We start from the raw sequence: 16,497 nt of genomic DNA on the forward strand, positions 1-16,497 counted from the left end.
AGCGCAGGAGTGGCCGGACCGGGCTGCAATGCCCGACCCGGCCACTCGGTTGCATGGTCAAGACGCCGCCCGCACGGCCTGGAGATCGATCACGATCTTGACCTCGTTGCCGACGAGGATGCCGCCGGCCTCCAGGGCCTGATTCCAGGTGAGGCCGAAGTCGCGGCGGTCGAGCACCGTGGTGGCCGTGTAGCCGATGCGCTCCTGGCCCCACGGGTCGACTCCGCGCCCCGACTCTTCCACCGTCAGTTCCACCTGCCGGGCGACGTCGCGGATCTTCAACTCTCCTGCGAGCACGAAGGACCCGTCGGCAGTGGCCGTGCCCTCTCCCGCGAACGTCAGCTCCGGAAAGCGCTCCACGTCGAAGAAGTCGGCGGAGCGGAGGTGATCGTCGCGCTGTGCCTGCCCGGTGTCGATGCTGGCAGCCCGGATCACGACCTGGGCGCTGGAAGGCCCGCCCTCAGCGAGGTGAACGGTCCCCTCCACATCGGTGAACTGGCCGCGGACCTTGGCGAACATCATGTGCTTGACCTCGAAGCCCACGCGGGTGTGTGCGGCATCCAGAGTCCAGGTGGTCACAGCGTCCTGTGTCGTCGAGTTCGTCGTCATCGGATTCTCCTTTAGGTGGCAAAACAAAGAGTGTGCAAACACATAGAGTCCGCAAAAAGCCGCTCCCCTTCAGGCGGTCGCCTCCCGGGCCCGCTCCAGCAACTCGCTGAGGTGCTGAAGCTCGGCCACGGACAGGTGCCCCAGGTGCCGCTCATGCAGCCTGGAGATGGGGAGCTCCAACCGGTCCAGAAGGTCCAGGCCGCGCCCTGTGATGCGCGCAGTCACGAAGCGACGGTCGTCGGTCTCCCGACGGCGCTCCACCAGTCCGGCCTGCTCGAGGCGATCCAGCAGGCGGGTGGCGTCGGGAACGGGCGTGATCATGCGCTCCTTGACCTCGTTGCGGCACAACCCCGCCGGGCCGGCCCCCCGCAGGATCCGCAGCACGTTGTACTGGGTCCCGGTGACGCCGTGCTCCTTCAAGCCTTCTTCGAGGGCATGCTCCAGGGCTGCCGCGGTCCGCAGGAGGTTCAGGAACGCCTCTTCCGCCGGGCTGGCGAACGGCCTGCTCTGCTTGATCTCGGACCTCAGCCGCGTGCTCATGCCTCATGATATGTGTTGTCACACATACCGTCAAGGGGGGGGGGCCTGGTCGGCTGCTCCGGCCGAAGAGGGTCGGGCGGGCTGGTTCGGCGTTGCGGGCGTGATGGCTCGGCAACGCTACTGCGGCCTCACCGGCTGGCGCACCACGGTTCTCCACCGCGCGGGTGCCGTCCGTTTGGGATCATTCAGGTAGATCTCGTGGTGGGGTCCGTTGGGGACCAGCCCGTGCGCGGGTAGAAACTCATGATGGAGGCGGCGCGCCAGGGCGGAAGCCTCCTTGTCGTACGGTCCAATATGCATGATCTGCACGCTGCGCCCCTCCGGGTGGTCCGCGAGCCTGAGCGTGGCCGGCGCACCGCCCCGGCGCTTCTCGGTTTCGGCCACGGCATCGGCGAACAACGCGTCATCCGCCCATTCAGGCGCGACGATCATCAGGCGCCACTTCAGCTTGTCCTTGCGCGCGGCGACAAGGTCTTTGGGGTCGTCTGCCCACCAAAGGGCTTCGAGCGGTGCTTCCACATAGGCACTGCCCATCCGATCCTTGGCCATCCGTTTGATCGGATGGACGGCGGCGAAGAGCCACTGCAGGGCCCGCGTGAAGGCCTCGTCATCCGGGCTCCCTTCCCCGTCGACGACGAAGTATTGCATCTCCGGAACCTCCACGAAGACGAACTCGTCGACGGGAGGAAGGTAGAGCTCCTTCAGTCGCTCCCTCGAAAGGGCTTCCTTCATGGCGACTCCTCGAGCCACGGCTTGGCAGTCATATAGTCCAGCGTGCGCGTGATCCAGCGCGCTTCGGCCTCGAGCTGCCCGATCGAGTAGTCGAAGAGCGCCTCCACGAAGTCGGGAAGCGGCTGCTGGTCCAACTGGATGATATCGAGGCGGGCGCGCTCCTTCTCCACCGCCTCGGCCCGGGCCCGCAACGCGTCGAGCGCCTCGGCCTTGCCCAGCACCGGCCAATGGATCATGCCGAGGAGCACCGACGAGTAGGTCGGGCGATAGCTCGCGAGCGCGGATAGGGTGTTGGCCACCAAGGCTCGCCGCCCCCGGGGCGTGAGCGTGAAGGTCTTTCTGGCTTTCGGCGCCTCCGGCGCTCGGGCCCGCACCAAGCCCAACTTGTCGAGCCTGCCCAGCACGAAGTAGACGGAGGAGAACCCGATCTGCGTCCATTCCCGCATGCCCCGCTGCTCGATCTCACGCTCCAGCTCGTAGCCGTGGCGCGGCATCTCAGCAACCAACCCGAGCACGAGAAGCTCGGCATCGGTCAGCTCGGTGGCAGACGCGGCGCGGGGAGCCATATTCTAGTACTAGAATATTGCACGTGGGGAGTCAAGAGCGCTCGCCTGGCGGAGGGGCGTCTGCCTCTCATCGCCGGCCTACCCTAGCTTGAGAGGCCCGAGCGCGGGCGCGTTCGAAGACGCGCGCCACGCCACCCAAGCCACCGGCCCGTGGTGCACAGGCGGAGACCTCCCATGCGCAACGAACGAGTGGGGCACAGCCGTCCACCCGCCCATCGAGCTTCGGTGCTCGTGGCTCTGGGGCTGCACACGCTGCTCCTTGCGGCGTGCGGTTCGGGGCCGGACGGAGGCGAGCAGGCGCCCGGCGCTCCTGACGGATTTGCCGCCGAAGCCGAGGTACTCGAGTTCCTGCAAACGGAGGCGTCCCATCATCTGCTCCCGGAAGCCGTCTTCGACCGTCTGGGCTGGGATCTGCCCGACGGAGGAAAGCAGGTGCGAGCGATCGCGGACGCGGCGCCCGGCGGCGCGTTCGATCCACACGCGCTGGAGGCGCTCCCCGCCACGACGCTGGGCTACGCGCCTCGTTGGTACGAGGTGCGTTTCCAGAAGTACGGCCTCGAGTGGGACGTCCCCGCGCTGCATCTCGTGCCCCTGATGGCAGACCCGGATCTGCCGACGATGGTGTTCATCAACGGCGGATCGGCAAACTGGTATGAGTTCTTCGTCGGTCCCCGCAACGAGCCCGGTCTCGGTCAGTATCTGGCGCAACGGGTCCCGGTGCTGCTCCTCACCATTCCGGGCAACTACCGGCCGGGCGGGTGGGACGAGACCGACCCCGCGGCGCGCACACCCGCGTACGTGCTGGATCGCGACATCTCCACCGACGAGGCACGGGTACGAAACTCGATCTACACGTTCGCGCTCGTGCGCGATGGCGTGCAGACTGCCATCGAGACCCTGATCCCCGGGCCCGTGGTCATCCTGGGACACTCCACCTCGGGCGAGGTGCAGTTCATGCTCAAGGATGCGCTGGCCACCCGCCTGCTCGGCCGCTCGCTGGGGTGGGGAACCGGGGGCCCCGCCTCGATGGTCACCATGCAGCGAATCCGAGGAGCTCCTTCGATCGACGACTATCCGCCGTTGAGTCGTTTGAGGGCCCGGGGTCCGGAGGAGTACGCCGCGCGCTACGTGGGTCCCCTCAATCCCCTCTGGAGGGAGGGCGCCTCCGCGCTGGACGTCGCGACCGAGTGGCTGGCACGCGAATCACGGCGACGCCCGCAGTTCAAGCAGCCGCTTCAGGACATGGAGCATCAGGGCGCCGTCCATCTGCGTTCAGGGGTGGAACGCCAGATCCGTGGGACGCTCGATGGAAACGCCTACGGCGTCGTAGCGGACAGTGTGGCCGCCGATCTGTTCAGCACTGTCCGCATTCCGATCACAGGCTATCGCCGCATGATCGCGACCACCGCGCTGAACGACACCAATAACTGGAACGCCGACACCGCACGGGCACGGGAGCTGTTGATCGCGAGGGAACTCCGGGAGGCCAATCCCGATGCCACGATCCGACTGCTCGTGTTCGATGTTCCGATGAGCCACTACGGACACATCGAGCGGCCACGACAGTTGGCGGGTGGACTGGTGGCGGCGCTGCGGTGGCTGGTCGAGGAGCCACGGCCTCTCAGCGCGGAGCCGGCTCCCGGACCTGGATGACGTTCCCCTCGGGGTCGTGGCCGTCGCAGGCGCGGAATCCACTGCCCTCCCATTCGCGATCGGGTGGGCCCAGCGCGCCTCCCGATTCCGCCGCCCGCGCCCGCGCCGCCGCGATCGAGTCCACCGGAAGGCAAAGCTTCACATAGGAGTCTTCACGGACGAGGGGGTCGCCCGAGGGACCCTTCTGAACCGGAGGCTCTCCACGAAGCGCGTGCACGACGACTTCGAAGCCATCGAGCGAGAGTACGGCGTGGTCGGGACCCTCGTGCACGACGCGCATCATGGCGACATCCCGGTAGAACCGACTCAAGCGCGGCACATCGGTGACGAAGACCACCACACTGGGGACCGGGGGTGTCAATGACTTCACCTACGGTTCTGCTCCGGCTTCCAGTAGCCGCCGCTCGTCCGCACCTCGCGCGATCCACAGCGTACCCGCCGCAGATCCGGCACTGAGCACGGTCAACGTGCCGAGTACGACCGCAGCACCCACAGCGCTCAGGGCTACGCCCGCCGCGATGACCGGAACGAGTCCCAGCAGGAGGCCGCCCACCGCCCCGAGCGCCGTAAAGCCAGGAAGCGACAACTCCTCGAACCGCCGACGGCGTCCAGCGACTCCGAGCACGAAGGAAAACGCGGTCCCGGCGAAGAACCCGGGGATCGCCAGGGCCGGAAGGGGCGCATCGAAGACATCGACGAACCACTCCATGGGCACGCCCAGCGTCCACACCACTCCGATGAGCACGCCCGCGAGCCCCCAGCCGACCGCCCAACTCAGCCCCATCCCGAGCGCACCGCGCAGGCGTCTCATCAGCTTCTTCATGGCAGCCTCCTCACTGCTCTACCCCGCTCCCAATTGATCAGGCTCGTCGCCCGCGTTCAGCGACGGACCGGCGCGGCGCGCCAGCGCGAGAGTGGCGGCGGCGGATCCTCCACCCAGAAGCGAGAAGATGACCGCATTGCCCACCGCCTCCGCAGCGGTCCACGTGTCCCAGGCGTTCAAGGCCAGGAGGCCGAAGGGCACGAGGCCGGCGGCTGCTCCAAGGGCGGCGAAGCGTGGAAGGGAGAGTTTCTCGAAGCGACGGCCACCCGAGGTGAGCGCCAGAATTCCAGAGAAGGCGGCTCCGATCGGAAACGCCCAGATGGAGCTCGCCAGGATCAGGCGGAGCGTCTCGCGACCTCCCTCGCCACCACCGATCAGCCAGGCCAACCCGCCGACGGCCGACGCGACCACAGCCACTCCGGCTGAGAAGGTCAGACCCATGCGGGTCGCCCCTCGGATGATCTTCGCCACGCGCCCCATGTGCACCACCTCCAGATCAGAACCGCCGCCAGATCGGCACCGCCGCCCGAGCCCACTAGAGGGCCCCTCTTCCGATACATAGCAGTTCCATGTATAATGCTGCCAGGTATCGAACAGAGCAAGCGCCCCGACCGGGCGGACCCCTGGAACCGGACTGCCGCCCCTGCGATCGCGCGGGAACCGCCCATGGAGATCAACAAAGACCTGATCGCCGCGTCCTCGACGCCGATCGTGCTGGCGATCCTGGCCGAGGGGGACAGCTACGGATATGCGATCCTCAAGCGGGTCAAGGAGTTATCGGGCGGCCACATGGAGTGGACCGACGGGATGCTCTATCCCGTCCTCCACCGGCTGGAGCGACTGGGGTTGGTCGAGGCCCGCTGGGAGGTCGCCGAAACCGGCCGTCGCCGGAAATACTACGGCATCACACCCAAGGGCCGGGCCCAACTGGTCGAGGAACGCAAGCAGTGGCAGGCGGTGGACGCCACGCTGCGCGGGATCTGGCACGCACTCTTCCTTCCCATCCCGACCGTCCACCCGGTCGTGATCGGACCACTGCTTCAGGGAGCCTGAGCGATGACGGCACCGGATCATGCGGGTTCGCTCGAGGAGCAGATCGCTCAATGGCGGAGCTATCTCGCTCATCGACAGGCGATCCATTCCGTCGACGTGGCCGAGCTGGAGGACCATCTGCGCGAGCAGATCGCGATGCTGACCGACGCGGGGCTCGCTTCCGATGAAGCGTTCCTGGTCGCGGTCAAGCGCATGGGCGACCTGGACTCCCTCTCGCGCGAGTTCGCGCGCGAGCACTCGGAACGGCTTTGGAAGCAACTCGTCGTATCCCCTGCAGAGGTAGGCGGAGCACCCACAACCGCCGCTCGCAAGGATGCCGTCATCGCGTTCTCTCTGGCTGTCGCCGCAGGCGTGCTCATCAAGCTGCCCGCGCTATTCGGCCTGCAGCTGCAGACGCACGGCAACTTCTACGGCCGCAATCTGAGCTTCTTCGTGCTTCCGCTGTTGGTCGGCTACTTCGTGTGGAAGCGGGGACTCGCGGGCGGCACCGTGCGCTGGCTGGCCGGGGCGTTCGTATTCGCCGCCGTCGTCGCCAACGTCTATCCGGTGCGGCCGGGTGGAGACACCGAGGTCCTGATGGCGCTACACCTCCCCATCGCGCTCTGGTTGGCCGTGGGAATCGCCTACGCCGGCGGGCGCTGGGGTCAGGTGGCCGGGCGCATGGACTTCGTTCGATTCAGTGGCGAGTTGTTCATCTACTTCGTCCTGCTCGCTTTGGGTGGTGGGCTCCTGACCGCGTTCATGGCGGTCACCTTCCAGGCCATCGGCATCGACATCGAACCGATCTTCGAGTCGTGGTTGCTGCCCTGTGGCGCCGCTGGAGGCGTCCTGGTCGCGTCCTGGTTGGTCGAGGCCAAGCAGAGCGTGATCGAGAACATGGCGCCCGTGCTCACGCGTCTGTTCACTCCGTTCTTCGCCCTGGCTCTGCTCGCGTTTCTCGGCACCCTGCTCTTCACCGGGCGCGCGATCGATATCGAGCGCGAAGTACTGATCGCCTTCGACCTCCTGCTGGTGGTGGTGCTCGCGTTGCTGCTCTACTCCGTCTCCGCTCGCGATCCGCACGCCCGGCCCGGAGCCTTCGACGTGGTGCAGGTGGTACTGGTGGTGTGCGCCCTGGTGGCGGACGGGGTCGCGCTCTGGGCCATCGGCGCGCGCATCACGGAGCTCGGCTTCACCCCGAACCGCACGGCGGCCCTGGGCGAGAACGTGATCCTGGCCGTCAACCTCGCGTGGTCCGCCGTGCTTTACGTCCGCTTTCTCAGGGGTCGTGGCGCTTTCTCGGACCTGGAGCGGTGGCAGACCACCTACCTGCCGGTCTACGCGCTGTGGGCGGCGCTGGTCGTGATCGTCTTTCCGGTGGTGTTCCGGTTCATCTAGCTGGAGTATGGCGGCGCCCCGTTCGGCGGCGCCCACCGGCGGGGCCACCGCATCAATCGATGGGCTCAGGCACCTCCGCCGAGTCCTCCGTCGCGCTCCGGTTACGCTCCTCCACGGGGCCGTGCAGCGCTGCCACCTCTCGCCACCAGGGCCGTACGCCGGTGTCGCGCGCCGGCTCCAGTGGCTCGCCCAGTCGCGGTGTCAGTAGATCCGCACCGGCCGCGCCCGCACCCGCAACGAGCTCCTCGATGGGGTCGTCCCAACGGTGCATGGCCAGCGCGAACGTGCCCCAGTGGATGGGCAGCAGCGGACCACCGCCCAACGCTTTCCACGCCGTCAACGCGTTCACCGGCCCCAGATGGATGTCGCCCCAGGCGGGGTGGTATGCGCCGATCTCCAGGCAGACGAGGTCGAAGGGGCCGAACCGCTCCCCGATCGTCTTGAACGCGGGCATCAGACCGGAGTCCGCTCCGTGATAGACGCAGTGCTTCGGCGACTCGATCACGTAGGAAGCCCAAAGGGTGTGATTCCGCGAGCCCGGTGTGCGACCTGAGAAGTGTTGCGCCGGCGTCGCGATGATGTCGACAGCGCTACCGGGGACGGTGAACCGCTCCCACCAATCCACTTCGGTGATCCGATCCGTTCGGACGCCCCAGTGCTCGAGGTGAGCGCCCACGCCCAGGGGCGCCAGAAACGGCACCTGGGTCGAGGCGAGCGTCCGGATGGTCGGGTAGTCCAGATGGTCGTAGTGATCGTGTGAAAGCAGGACCAGGTCGACCGAAGGGAGCGCAGCCAGCGGCACCGGCGGGGGCTGGAACCGCCGCGGCCCCACCCTGCGCGACGGCGATGCGCGCGAGCCCCACACCGGGTCGATCAAGACACGGACGCCATCGATCTCAAGGAAGAGCGTGGAATGGCCGAGCCACGTCACCCGCAAGCCCGTCTCGGGCGGAGTCCTCCAGCGCTCCCTCGGATCGAGGGTGGGAAGAGGGGCGCGCGGCTTCCGCTCCTCGTGCGGACAGAAGAAGTCCATGAGGGAGAACGAGGTGCGCGGCTCCGTGGGCGGCTGGTAGTCGACGTTGGCGAAGGAATTGCCGCGCCACTGCGTAGACGCCTGCATGCGCGCCAGGCGCTCGCCAGCCGCCTTCCTACCGAGTGCCTTCACGGTGTCCCGCCTCCAGGATCGTCGGAGCCCCATGATTGGAGCGGCGGCCCCCGCGCGCCAGGGCGGGACGGAGTCGCTTACTCCATCCGCAGCGCCTGCACAGGATCGATCCGTGTCCCGCGTCGCGCCGGTAGCCAGCTCGCAGCCAGAGCGGCAACGAGCAACACAGCGGGCACCACCGCGAAGGTCAGGGGATCGGTCGGTGGAACCTCGTAGAGGAAGCTGCGGAGCACGCGTGAGAGCGAGAGGCCGGCGGCCAGGCCCAGCACCAACCCCACCGCGACCGGGCGCAGGGCCCCACCCAGCACCATGGCCCGAACCGACGAGGGCGCAGCGCCCAGCGCCAAGCGGATTCCCACTTCGCGCGTGCGGCGCGCGACGGCATAGGATACCACACCGTAGATGCCGATTCCCGCCAATAGTGTGGCGATCGCTGCGAACGTCGCCAACACCATCAAGACGAAGCGACGAGCGGCCACGGAGTCGGACAAGAGATCGCGCATGTAGCGGGGTCGCACGGCGACATCGGAATCCACCGACTGGATCACCGGGCGGAGCGCCTGGAAGGCCGCGGCAGGATCTCCGTTCTCCGACTCGACGACGATGGTCCCTCCAAACCGCAGGCGGAACGGGCGCTGCCGGTAGTTCCAGTAGACAGTCGGGCCGCCTGCCCGCGTGAGGCCCTGATACCGTACGTCGTCGACCACGCCGACCACCGTGCCGAACACGGGTGGCTCCGCGTCCCAGTAGTTGTCCATCCCCCCGCCGCTGACGAGGTGTCCAATGGGGTCCTGCCCGGGCCATACCTGCTCCGCGAATGAGCGGCTCACTACTACTGCGTGCGGAGCACCGGCGCCGTCGCTCTCCTGGAACAGCCTCCCCTGCCGCAACGGAATGTCGAGCGCCTCGAAGGCGCCCGAGCTCGCGACCACGTACAGCGCATCGAACGTCCGGGTGGGGTCGCCGTCCAACTCCACCCGTCCGTCGGGAGCGCCCTCGATGGGCACATTGCTCAGCACGCCGGCGGCGCTGACTCCGGGGGAAGCCTCCATCCGCTCGAGCAGCTCGTCCCACAGGCGGGCATGGTCATCGAGCTCCGGGTACTTGACCCCGCTCAACGCAACGGCGGTCAGGGCCACGTCGGTAGGATCGAAGCCGACATCTTCCGACATCACCGCGATGAAGCTACGGATCAGCAGACCCGATCCGACCAGCAACAGGAGCGCGAGCGCGACCTCCGTGGCGACCAACGCCCCCCAGGTGCGCGCCTGTCCACCCACACCACCGCGGACGTTCCGCAATGTGGTGGCCTGATTCCCTGCAGTGGTGCGCAGCGCCGGAAGCAGCCCGAATCCCGCTGCGGTGAGCAGCGCGATGAGCAAGGTAAAGGTGAGCACTCCCGGACTGATGCCGATCTCCTCGATGCGGGGCACCGACTCCCGACCGACGAGGCGCAGGGCACGCAGCAGGACCGCGGTGAGGGCCAGGCCGACAACGGAACCGCTCAACGAGAGGACCAGGCTCTCGGCAAGGAGGTGACGGACCAACCGGCCACGACCGGCGCCCAGAGCAGAGCGGACCGCCAACTCTTGTGTGCGGGCCGTCCCACGCGCCAGGAGCGTGGAGGCCAGGTTGGTGCAGGCCACCAACAACACGAAGCCGGCCGCGCCCAGCAGGAGATACAAGGGGCGTCGCGTGTTGCCCACCAAGCGATCCCGTAGGGACGTGACACTCGCGCCTGCAGCCAGGTATTCGTCCGGTTCGTCACCCCGGACCGACTCCGCCAGGCGCACCATCAGCGCGTCCACCTCATCGGCTGCGGCCTCGAGGCTCGTACCCGCACGCAACCGCCCCACCACGAACCAGTTGTGCGCGGTACGACTGTCGCCCTGGGGCGGAAGGGGCACCCAGACCTGCGCGCCTACCGGGAAGTCGAAGTCGGCAGGTAACACGCCCACGACCTCGGCGCGCACGCCGTAGATCTCCACGGTGCGACCCAGCGGCTGGTCGGCGCCCAGGATGTCGCGGGCGAACGTGGTGCTCACGAGGGCAACGGGCGGCGCGCCATCGACGTGATCGTCGGAGACCGTAAGACGCCCAGCGACCGGATTCACGGGAAGGACACGCCAGAGATCCTCGCTGATGGCCGCGACCGGGACCCAGGCCGGCTGCGTCCCTCCCAGCACCGTGGTGGTGTTGGCCCGATAGGCTGCCATGGCGTCGAAGCCGGTCGCGCTCTCGCGCCAATCACGGAAGTTGGCGTAGGCCACGGACATTGGTCTCCCGGTCCGGGTCACCTCCGCGACCGACACCAATCGGTCCGGCTCCGGATAGGGGAGTGGGCGCAGGAGAACACCGTCGAGCACGGAGAAGACCGCGGTGTTGGCCCCGATCCCCAGCGCCAACGTGAGCAGCGCCGTCACGGTGAAGCCAGGCGCCTTCAGCAAGGTCCGAACGGCGTACCGGATATCGTGCCACCCGTCTTCGATCATCGTCCCCCTCCGCTCCGCTCGTTTTCGTCGTCGTTCCAGACGCACGCAGGCATCTCCGATCGACCGTTGGTCACCGAAGAGCCGTTCAGCCTCCGCGCGCGCTGCCTGCGGCTCCCAGCCCTGGGCTTCGAGCTCATCCGTCCGCATCTCGATATGGCTGAGGAGCTCGCGATCCACGTCCTCGCGGGCCGCGAAGCGCGGGAAGATGCGCCGCGGCCGACGGCCTCGCGCGCTCATCCGCCCCCAGGCGAGAGCAGGACGCGCGACATCGCTTCGGCGTACCGGCTCCAACTGCGCACGCCCGCCTCCAGCTCCTTCCGGCCCTGCCGGGTGAGGCTGTAGAACTTGGCCTCCCGACCCGTCTCGGTGATGCCCCATTCGGACTCCACCAGTCCGCGCCGTTCCAGACGTCGCAGCGCCGGGTAGAGGGCCCCCTCCTCGACAGTGAAGGCGTCGTCGGTGGTATCGCGGAGCCAACGTGAGATCCCGTAGCCGTGGAGTGGCTTCCGGCTGAGCGTCTTCAGGATAAGCACGTCCAACGTCCCCTTCAGCAGCTCCAGTGATGTCTCCGCCACGACGACCCTCCGGTTGGTGATCGGTCGCGAACCCTAGCGGTTATATCCCTAAGACTGCAAGGGGTAGTGAAAGGTTGGAACGGGGTCTTCTTGGTCGCAGCGCTGCTGTGGTTGGGGCTGCGCGGCTGGCACCGGCGCATGGTGCTGATGGCGTAGCCTTCCGGAGCGCCCCCGGGTGAATCTGGCCCGCAGGAGGAGCGCCATGAGGGTCGCCGCCGCACCGCGGCGCCCTAGTGTGTGGACGGCCGGGCACGGGCGTCCGACCCATCGGGTCTGACGCACTCACACCGAGGGAGCCTCCACATGTGCAACACCTCCTCGCCGGCGCTCACCGTAGCGACCGTACTCTCACTCACGATCGCCGTGTCCACGTTGGGCGCCTGCGACTCGACGACCGAGCCCGAAGAGGCTCAGCCGGAGATCGTCCGTCTGGCGGTTGAGACGATGGGCGCCATCGATGCGAATGAATACTGGGCCGATTGTCCTTCGGGGCCGAATTCACTGGAGGCCGGTCCCACGTGTCCGGTCATCCGCTGGAATGGACGGAATTACTGGCCCCTGACGCGCACCGACAACAAGAGCACCATCGCGTTTCACGCCTTCGATGCGCAGGGCAGGCTGCTCGGCGTTCAGGAGTTCGACGGGGCACGCTATCCGTACACCATCGAAGTGGACCTGGTCGCCGAGACGTTCGTCATCCGGGGACAAGCGGACCGTTTCGTAGTGGTGACCTTCGCGCAGGTGCTGGCGATCGGATAGGCCGGGCGCATCCCATCAATGCGCCAACGGATCCGGCCGCACCTGAAAGTGCACTACGATGGGCTTCGATCCCTTGCCGCCCTCCTTCAGCCATGGAGTGCGGTCCCCTTCTGGAACCCAGAGGCCCCGGCCCTTCCATCCAGCGTCCGGATCATCGATGCGCCCCTCGAATCCTTTGGAGTAGAAGCCCATCGGGTAGGGAATGCGGAGCGTGACGAACGACCCGTCCACCAACGCGTGCACACCGTCGAACAGGTTGCCGGTGGCGATGGGTACGTCCTCGCCCAATCCGAGCGCGTTGTGCTGATCCACCCACGTGTAGTAGCTGGACTCGACGCTGAACTGCGGAAGATCCCCGAACCCGGGACCGGGCAGATCGTGTAGTGTCCAGCCTTCGGGGCAGTGGTCGCCGGTGGCGTCGGGGCCGTTCAAAGGGGCCTGGCACTTCCGCCGATCGAACTCGCCGAGGTGGCCGCTCCCCAGCGAGACCCAGACGACTCCGTTCTTGTCGATGTCCGCGCCGCGCACGCCGAAGCCGGGCAGCGGTGGCCGGTACATTTCCGCCAACGCCGTTTGCGGAGGGTCGGTACCCGGTGAGAGCCGCGTGATCGAGCCCGGGAACTGGAACGCATTCGATCCCCACACCGCCTCGCCGCGAGGCTCCGGCATCACCGCGTAATAGCCGTTGACAACGCGCATGTCGCGGGCGGGATCCGGCGCCTCCCCGGGCTCGGTCCACGCGTCTTGCTGTCCATTGCCGTTCGTGTCGAGGATCAGCGGCGCCCATCCCTGGGAGGCGGCGGCGTCCCCTGTCTCCAGGAACCGGTTGGTGTCGAGCCAACCGACTACGTCACCCCCGCCACTCGTCCACAACGTGTTGCGGTCGTCGTAGGCGAACTGCAGGTGATGCGTGCTGAAGCACGTATCCACGAACCGGTACTCGCCCGTCGCCGGATCATAGACGGCCAGATGGCGTCCCGTCCGCTCTTTCGGGTACAGCATCGCCGACGGGTGGGTCGAGCCGCTCTTGCAGAAGTCCGGATTGTCAGGCCCACGAATCCGAGCAGTGAACCACACGCGCCCGTCCTGATCCAGCATGGGGTTGTGGATGTTGGCCCTGCTGTCCCAGATCCGCTCGTCCCCCCAATACGCGGACGGGGCCACGACCGGCGCCTCGTGCGTGGAGGGCGTATCTTCGTCCCGAACGGGCACCTTGTACACGCTCGACAGGTTGGCGACAGGATCGAGGATCGGCACCTCGTCCGTGCTGAGCTCGGGCGCACCGTAGAGCTTGCCGTATCCGTTCACGGTCGGATCTCGCCGGTCGGTGCCGGAGAGGTCGTGCATGTAGAACTGGGGGCTCGACCAATCCCGCACCGTGGCGACCACGTTGCGCTCCACCCCGGAGGGGCGTGCCGGCATCTGCGCGGGAGTCTCGCCCGCCGCGATCCGGTCGGTCCAGTCTGCCAGGTACTTGATCGGTAGGCCGTGCAGCTGGCCCACGATGCCTTGCATGTTGCCACCCGCCTGGCCGGATGAGATGCGGCGCGTCCAGGCGTCCTCCGACGAAGCCATGCTGGCGAAGGCATCCGGCAGCGTTCGGGTGGCCTCGTTCCCCAACTGATGGCACCCCACGCACCCCATGTTCTTCACCCAGGTGAGATAGTAGTTGAGTCCGCCCTCGAGGTCGGCAACCTCGTCCGGGCTGGGCAGCCCCATCATCGCGTACCAGTACGCGGCCGGGTACACGTGGGCGGCGGTGGCCGCGTCCGGCGCGACGGTCGCGGTCAGGTGGACGATGTCACCGCGGGCTGCAGGCACTTTGTCGGAGTCGACAAGCCCGTAGCCGCGCACCCAGACCCGATAGTTGGCTTCGGGTAGATCGGGCACCAGGTAGCGACCCTGGTCGTCGGTCACGACGATGCGCGCGAAGCGCGTTCCGAGGTCGGCCGTCTCGGCGATCACCCACACGCCGGCCTCGGGCCCGTCGGCGCTGGTAACTACGCCGGCGATGTCGTCGAGATCGAGCTGGATCTGGGGCTGCTGGGCGTCCGTGCAGGCAGAAAGGGCAAGCCCGAAGGGGACAGCCACGATCAGAGCAAGCCGTACGGTTCCCATGAACGGACCCTCCAGCAGAACACGGACGAGACGCGGCCTCACCGACGGGCCGAACGGGAGCTGCGCCAGCAATCTCCGACGAGGGCACCGGCTCGGCAATCGCCGCCGACCAAGGGAAAGGGTAGGGTCTCTCCGTCCAAGCCGGCGCCCTGCGGGGGCCTCATTCCCTCGCTGAGGTGCGTCCGATAGTCTGCGGCCCTCGAAGGCCTTGCAGAGCGAGGTCCAGATCCCATGACTCTCCGGCCCAGCGCGACGCGCAGGACCACGGCGTCATGTCACCGGTCGTGTGGACACCGGGCCACCTCTCGCGACGGGTGGCACTCCACGACGTCGGGACCTTGGGAAGCATGGGGGCCGTTTCCAAAGGACGCCGCATCGAATCCGTGAACCGCACGCTGCCATCAGCCTGGCACGTCACGGTGAAGCCACCTTCGTGGACTGCGCGGTGATGATACCGACATAGCAGCACCAGATTGTCCAGACGGGTCTCGCCACCGTCGGCCCAGTGCCTGATGTGATGGGCGTCGGCGAATCGGTTGCCGCACCCGGGGAACCGACAGCCACCGTCCCGGTGCCGTAACGCCCTGCGGATGGCTGGAGGCACCGTTCGAGTGCGCCGCCCCACGGACAGAGTGCCGCCGTCCGCGCCGTGCGTCATCTGCACCTTCGAGGAATCGCACGACAGGCGTCGAAACGTTCCCGCGGGAACGTCCAGATGTCCGTCCAGCACGGCGCCGCCGCTCGGCGCCTTGTCCGGAAGCTCCTCGGCCTCGATGTGCACGACAACTTGGAACCGGTCGGCCCGCGAACCCGGAGCGGAGTCCGGGAACCCGGACGCGAGCCCTTGCTCGGCAAGGAGCCCGAGGGCGTCTGCACGACGCTGGGTAGCGGAGGGGAGGGCCGCCTCGCCTCCGGCTTCCCCGTTGCGTTCTCCTGTCCCCGGCCGACGGAGGAGCGCTTCCGCAGCAGCGTCCAGGGCACGCCTCAGCACAGCTGCGACCTCGGGATCGAGCTTCCCTTCGATCCTGACCGAGCCATCCTCCTCCGTGCGGAACTCCAAGAAGCGCTGGGCGTGACGATGCCGCTCCTCCTCCGCCGCCTCCAATCGATCCACACGCCGCCAACCGCGGATCAGACGCTCCACGTGGGCGGCCGTGCCGGCCAGCGCAAACTCGAGCAACTCGCGTTCGTTGTCGGGAGTTGCCACGCGGCTCACGGCCCGCACCTTGGAGTAGGAGAGCTGACCCCGACGCATGGCCTGGGAGATCTCAGGGAGCGAGGCTAGTGCCCGGGCCACACGAACCCGTTCGCGCGCCGCGCCCGGAGCCACGCCGGTTCTCCAACTCAACCACTGCGCGCAACTACGGAAGCCGGCATCGCCCCAACCCTCGCGCACGTCGAACTCGAGGATCAGCTCCAGTAGCCGGTGCTCGGCGGCGTGCATGTAGGCGGAGAGCTCGGCGATCTGATCGGCTAGTGCCTCTGTGCTAGCGTACTCGCCGGGACTCACAACCAGGCGCAGCGTGGGTGCGCCGCTGGACTGCGCAGGGGGATCAAAGGACGTTCCCGCGGGAACGTCGAATGAGGTCGGCCGGGCGGGTTGGGTTGGACGAACCTGCGGCACGTTGACCTCCGGACGGGAGCAGCGATTCAGGCGGGACCGTACGCCCCGCTGCATGAAATCTATGCGGCCCTCCTGCGACGCTCCGTGCGGGCGTACGGCGGCCGATCGGCCGCATCTAGGTCAGAAGAGCCATCGACACGCCATATGACAGGGCTGAGCGCCGACAGGGCGGGTTGCTGGCCCTCGACATGGTCCATCCGAGACCATGCCTTCGCCGCGAGCTCGAATCCGTCCATGGCAGGATGGGACGTGTGCGCGTGACGGACCTGATCGCGAGAAGGGAAGCCGGCTGCTCGACCCCGCGGAGACGGGACCTCTCACGCGGTGGAAGGCACCGCGCGGCCAACCCCTTCATGGGGCCGTCGGATCAGGCTGACCCCCCCTTCGACAGCCGCCCCGGGCAACGCGGCA

At 67.6% G+C, this 16,497-nt stretch carries 16 protein-coding genes; 4 read left to right on the plus strand and 12 right to left on the minus strand.

Features of this window, described 5'->3' with window-relative positions; translation table 11 throughout:
• Window positions 1–57: 57 nt before the first annotated feature.
• From R3E10_14790 to R3E10_14805, 4 genes are all read right to left on the minus strand, one after another.
• Window positions 58–609 carry a YceI family protein gene (locus R3E10_14790; GenBank protein ID MEZ4417016.1) on the minus strand — a complete coding sequence of 184 codons (552 nt, stop codon included), beginning with the start codon at window positions 607–609 and terminating at the stop codon, window positions 58–60.
• 69 nt (window positions 610–678) lie between these two features.
• Window positions 679–1,149 carry a MarR family transcriptional regulator gene (locus R3E10_14795; GenBank protein MEZ4417017.1) on the minus strand — a complete coding sequence of 157 codons (471 nt, stop codon included), beginning with the start codon at window positions 1,147–1,149 and terminating at the stop codon, window positions 679–681.
• 117 nt (window positions 1,150–1,266) lie between these two features.
• Window positions 1,267–1,881, minus strand: coding sequence for a GyrI-like domain-containing protein (locus R3E10_14800; protein MEZ4417018.1), 615 nt, complete (start codon window positions 1,879–1,881; stop codon window positions 1,267–1,269).
• Complete coding sequence (locus tag R3E10_14805; GenBank protein ID MEZ4417019.1) at window positions 1,878–2,447, minus strand: PadR family transcriptional regulator; 570 nt, start codon at window positions 2,445–2,447, stop codon at window positions 1,878–1,880. The genes R3E10_14800 and R3E10_14805 overlap by 4 nt, the downstream gene beginning before the upstream one ends.
• Before the next feature lie 174 nt (window positions 2,448–2,621).
• On the opposite strand from R3E10_14805, the gene R3E10_14810 reads away from it, so the two are divergent.
• Complete coding sequence (locus R3E10_14810; protein ID MEZ4417020.1) at window positions 2,622–4,100, plus strand: hypothetical protein; 1,479 nt, start codon at window positions 2,622–2,624, stop codon at window positions 4,098–4,100.
• Here R3E10_14810 and R3E10_14815 read toward each other — a convergent pair.
• From R3E10_14815 to R3E10_14825, 3 genes are read right to left on the minus strand one after another with little or no spacing between them, the layout of a single operon-like run.
• Window positions 4,069–4,470 (minus strand): VOC family protein, encoded by a 402-nt coding sequence (locus tag R3E10_14815; protein MEZ4417021.1) that lies wholly within the window; start codon window positions 4,468–4,470, stop codon window positions 4,069–4,071. The two genes, R3E10_14810 and R3E10_14815, sit on opposite strands and share 32 nt — an antisense overlap.
• Window positions 4,471–4,923, minus strand: a complete 453-nt coding sequence (locus tag R3E10_14820; GenBank protein ID MEZ4417022.1) for a hypothetical protein — start codon at window positions 4,921–4,923, stop codon at window positions 4,471–4,473. It lies immediately after the preceding gene.
• Window positions 4,924–4,941: 18 nt separating this feature from the next.
• A complete protein-coding gene (locus R3E10_14825; protein MEZ4417023.1) occupies window positions 4,942–5,403 on the minus strand; it encodes a hypothetical protein in 462 nt (153 codons plus the stop codon).
• 186 nt (window positions 5,404–5,589) lie between these two features.
• On the opposite strand from R3E10_14825, the gene R3E10_14830 reads away from it, so the two are divergent.
• Both R3E10_14830 and R3E10_14835 read left to right on the plus strand, forming a co-directional pair.
• Complete coding sequence (locus R3E10_14830; GenBank protein ID MEZ4417024.1) at window positions 5,590–5,976, plus strand: helix-turn-helix transcriptional regulator; 387 nt, start codon at window positions 5,590–5,592, stop codon at window positions 5,974–5,976.
• A 3-nt stretch (window positions 5,977–5,979) separates the two neighbouring features.
• Window positions 5,980–7,353, plus strand: coding sequence for a permease prefix domain 1-containing protein (locus tag R3E10_14835; protein MEZ4417025.1), 1,374 nt, complete (start codon window positions 5,980–5,982; stop codon window positions 7,351–7,353).
• A gap of 52 nt (window positions 7,354–7,405) precedes the next feature.
• On the opposite strand, the gene R3E10_14840 is transcribed toward R3E10_14835, so the two are convergent.
• From R3E10_14840 to R3E10_14850, 3 genes are all read right to left on the minus strand, one after another.
• A complete protein-coding gene (locus R3E10_14840; GenBank protein ID MEZ4417026.1) occupies window positions 7,406–8,518 on the minus strand; it encodes an MBL fold metallo-hydrolase in 1,113 nt (370 codons plus the stop codon).
• A gap of 77 nt (window positions 8,519–8,595) precedes the next feature.
• Entirely contained in the window at window positions 8,596–11,247 is a 2,652-nt protein-coding gene (locus R3E10_14845; protein MEZ4417027.1) for an ABC transporter permease, read from the minus strand.
• The gene (locus tag R3E10_14850; GenBank protein ID MEZ4417028.1) at window positions 11,244–11,585 is read right to left on the minus strand and encodes a PadR family transcriptional regulator; all 342 of its coding nucleotides are present in this window, start codon (window positions 11,583–11,585) and stop codon (window positions 11,244–11,246) included. Before R3E10_14850 ends, R3E10_14845 begins: the two co-directional genes overlap by 4 nt.
• A 303-nt stretch (window positions 11,586–11,888) precedes the next feature.
• On the opposite strand from R3E10_14850, the gene R3E10_14855 reads away from it, so the two are divergent.
• Entirely contained in the window at window positions 11,889–12,344 is a 456-nt protein-coding gene (locus tag R3E10_14855) for a hypothetical protein (GenBank protein MEZ4417029.1), read from the plus strand.
• A 15-nt stretch (window positions 12,345–12,359) separates the two neighbouring features.
• Here the strand turns inward: R3E10_14855 and R3E10_14860 are convergent, their stop codons facing one another.
• Together R3E10_14860 and R3E10_14865 are read right to left on the minus strand one after the other, a co-directional pair.
• Window positions 12,360–14,462, minus strand: coding sequence for a carboxypeptidase-like regulatory domain-containing protein (locus R3E10_14860; GenBank protein ID MEZ4417030.1), 2,103 nt, complete (start codon window positions 14,460–14,462; stop codon window positions 12,360–12,362).
• Between the two features lie 160 nt (window positions 14,463–14,622).
• Window positions 14,623–16,140 (minus strand): DUF222 domain-containing protein, encoded by a 1,518-nt coding sequence (locus R3E10_14865; GenBank protein ID MEZ4417031.1) that lies wholly within the window; start codon window positions 16,138–16,140, stop codon window positions 14,623–14,625.
• Window positions 16,141–16,497: the final 357 nt, after the last annotated feature.

This window comes from Gemmatimonadota bacterium, from assembly GCA_041390105.1.
GTDB lineage: Bacteria > Gemmatimonadota > Gemmatimonadetes > Longimicrobiales > Gaopeijiaceae > JAGQIF01.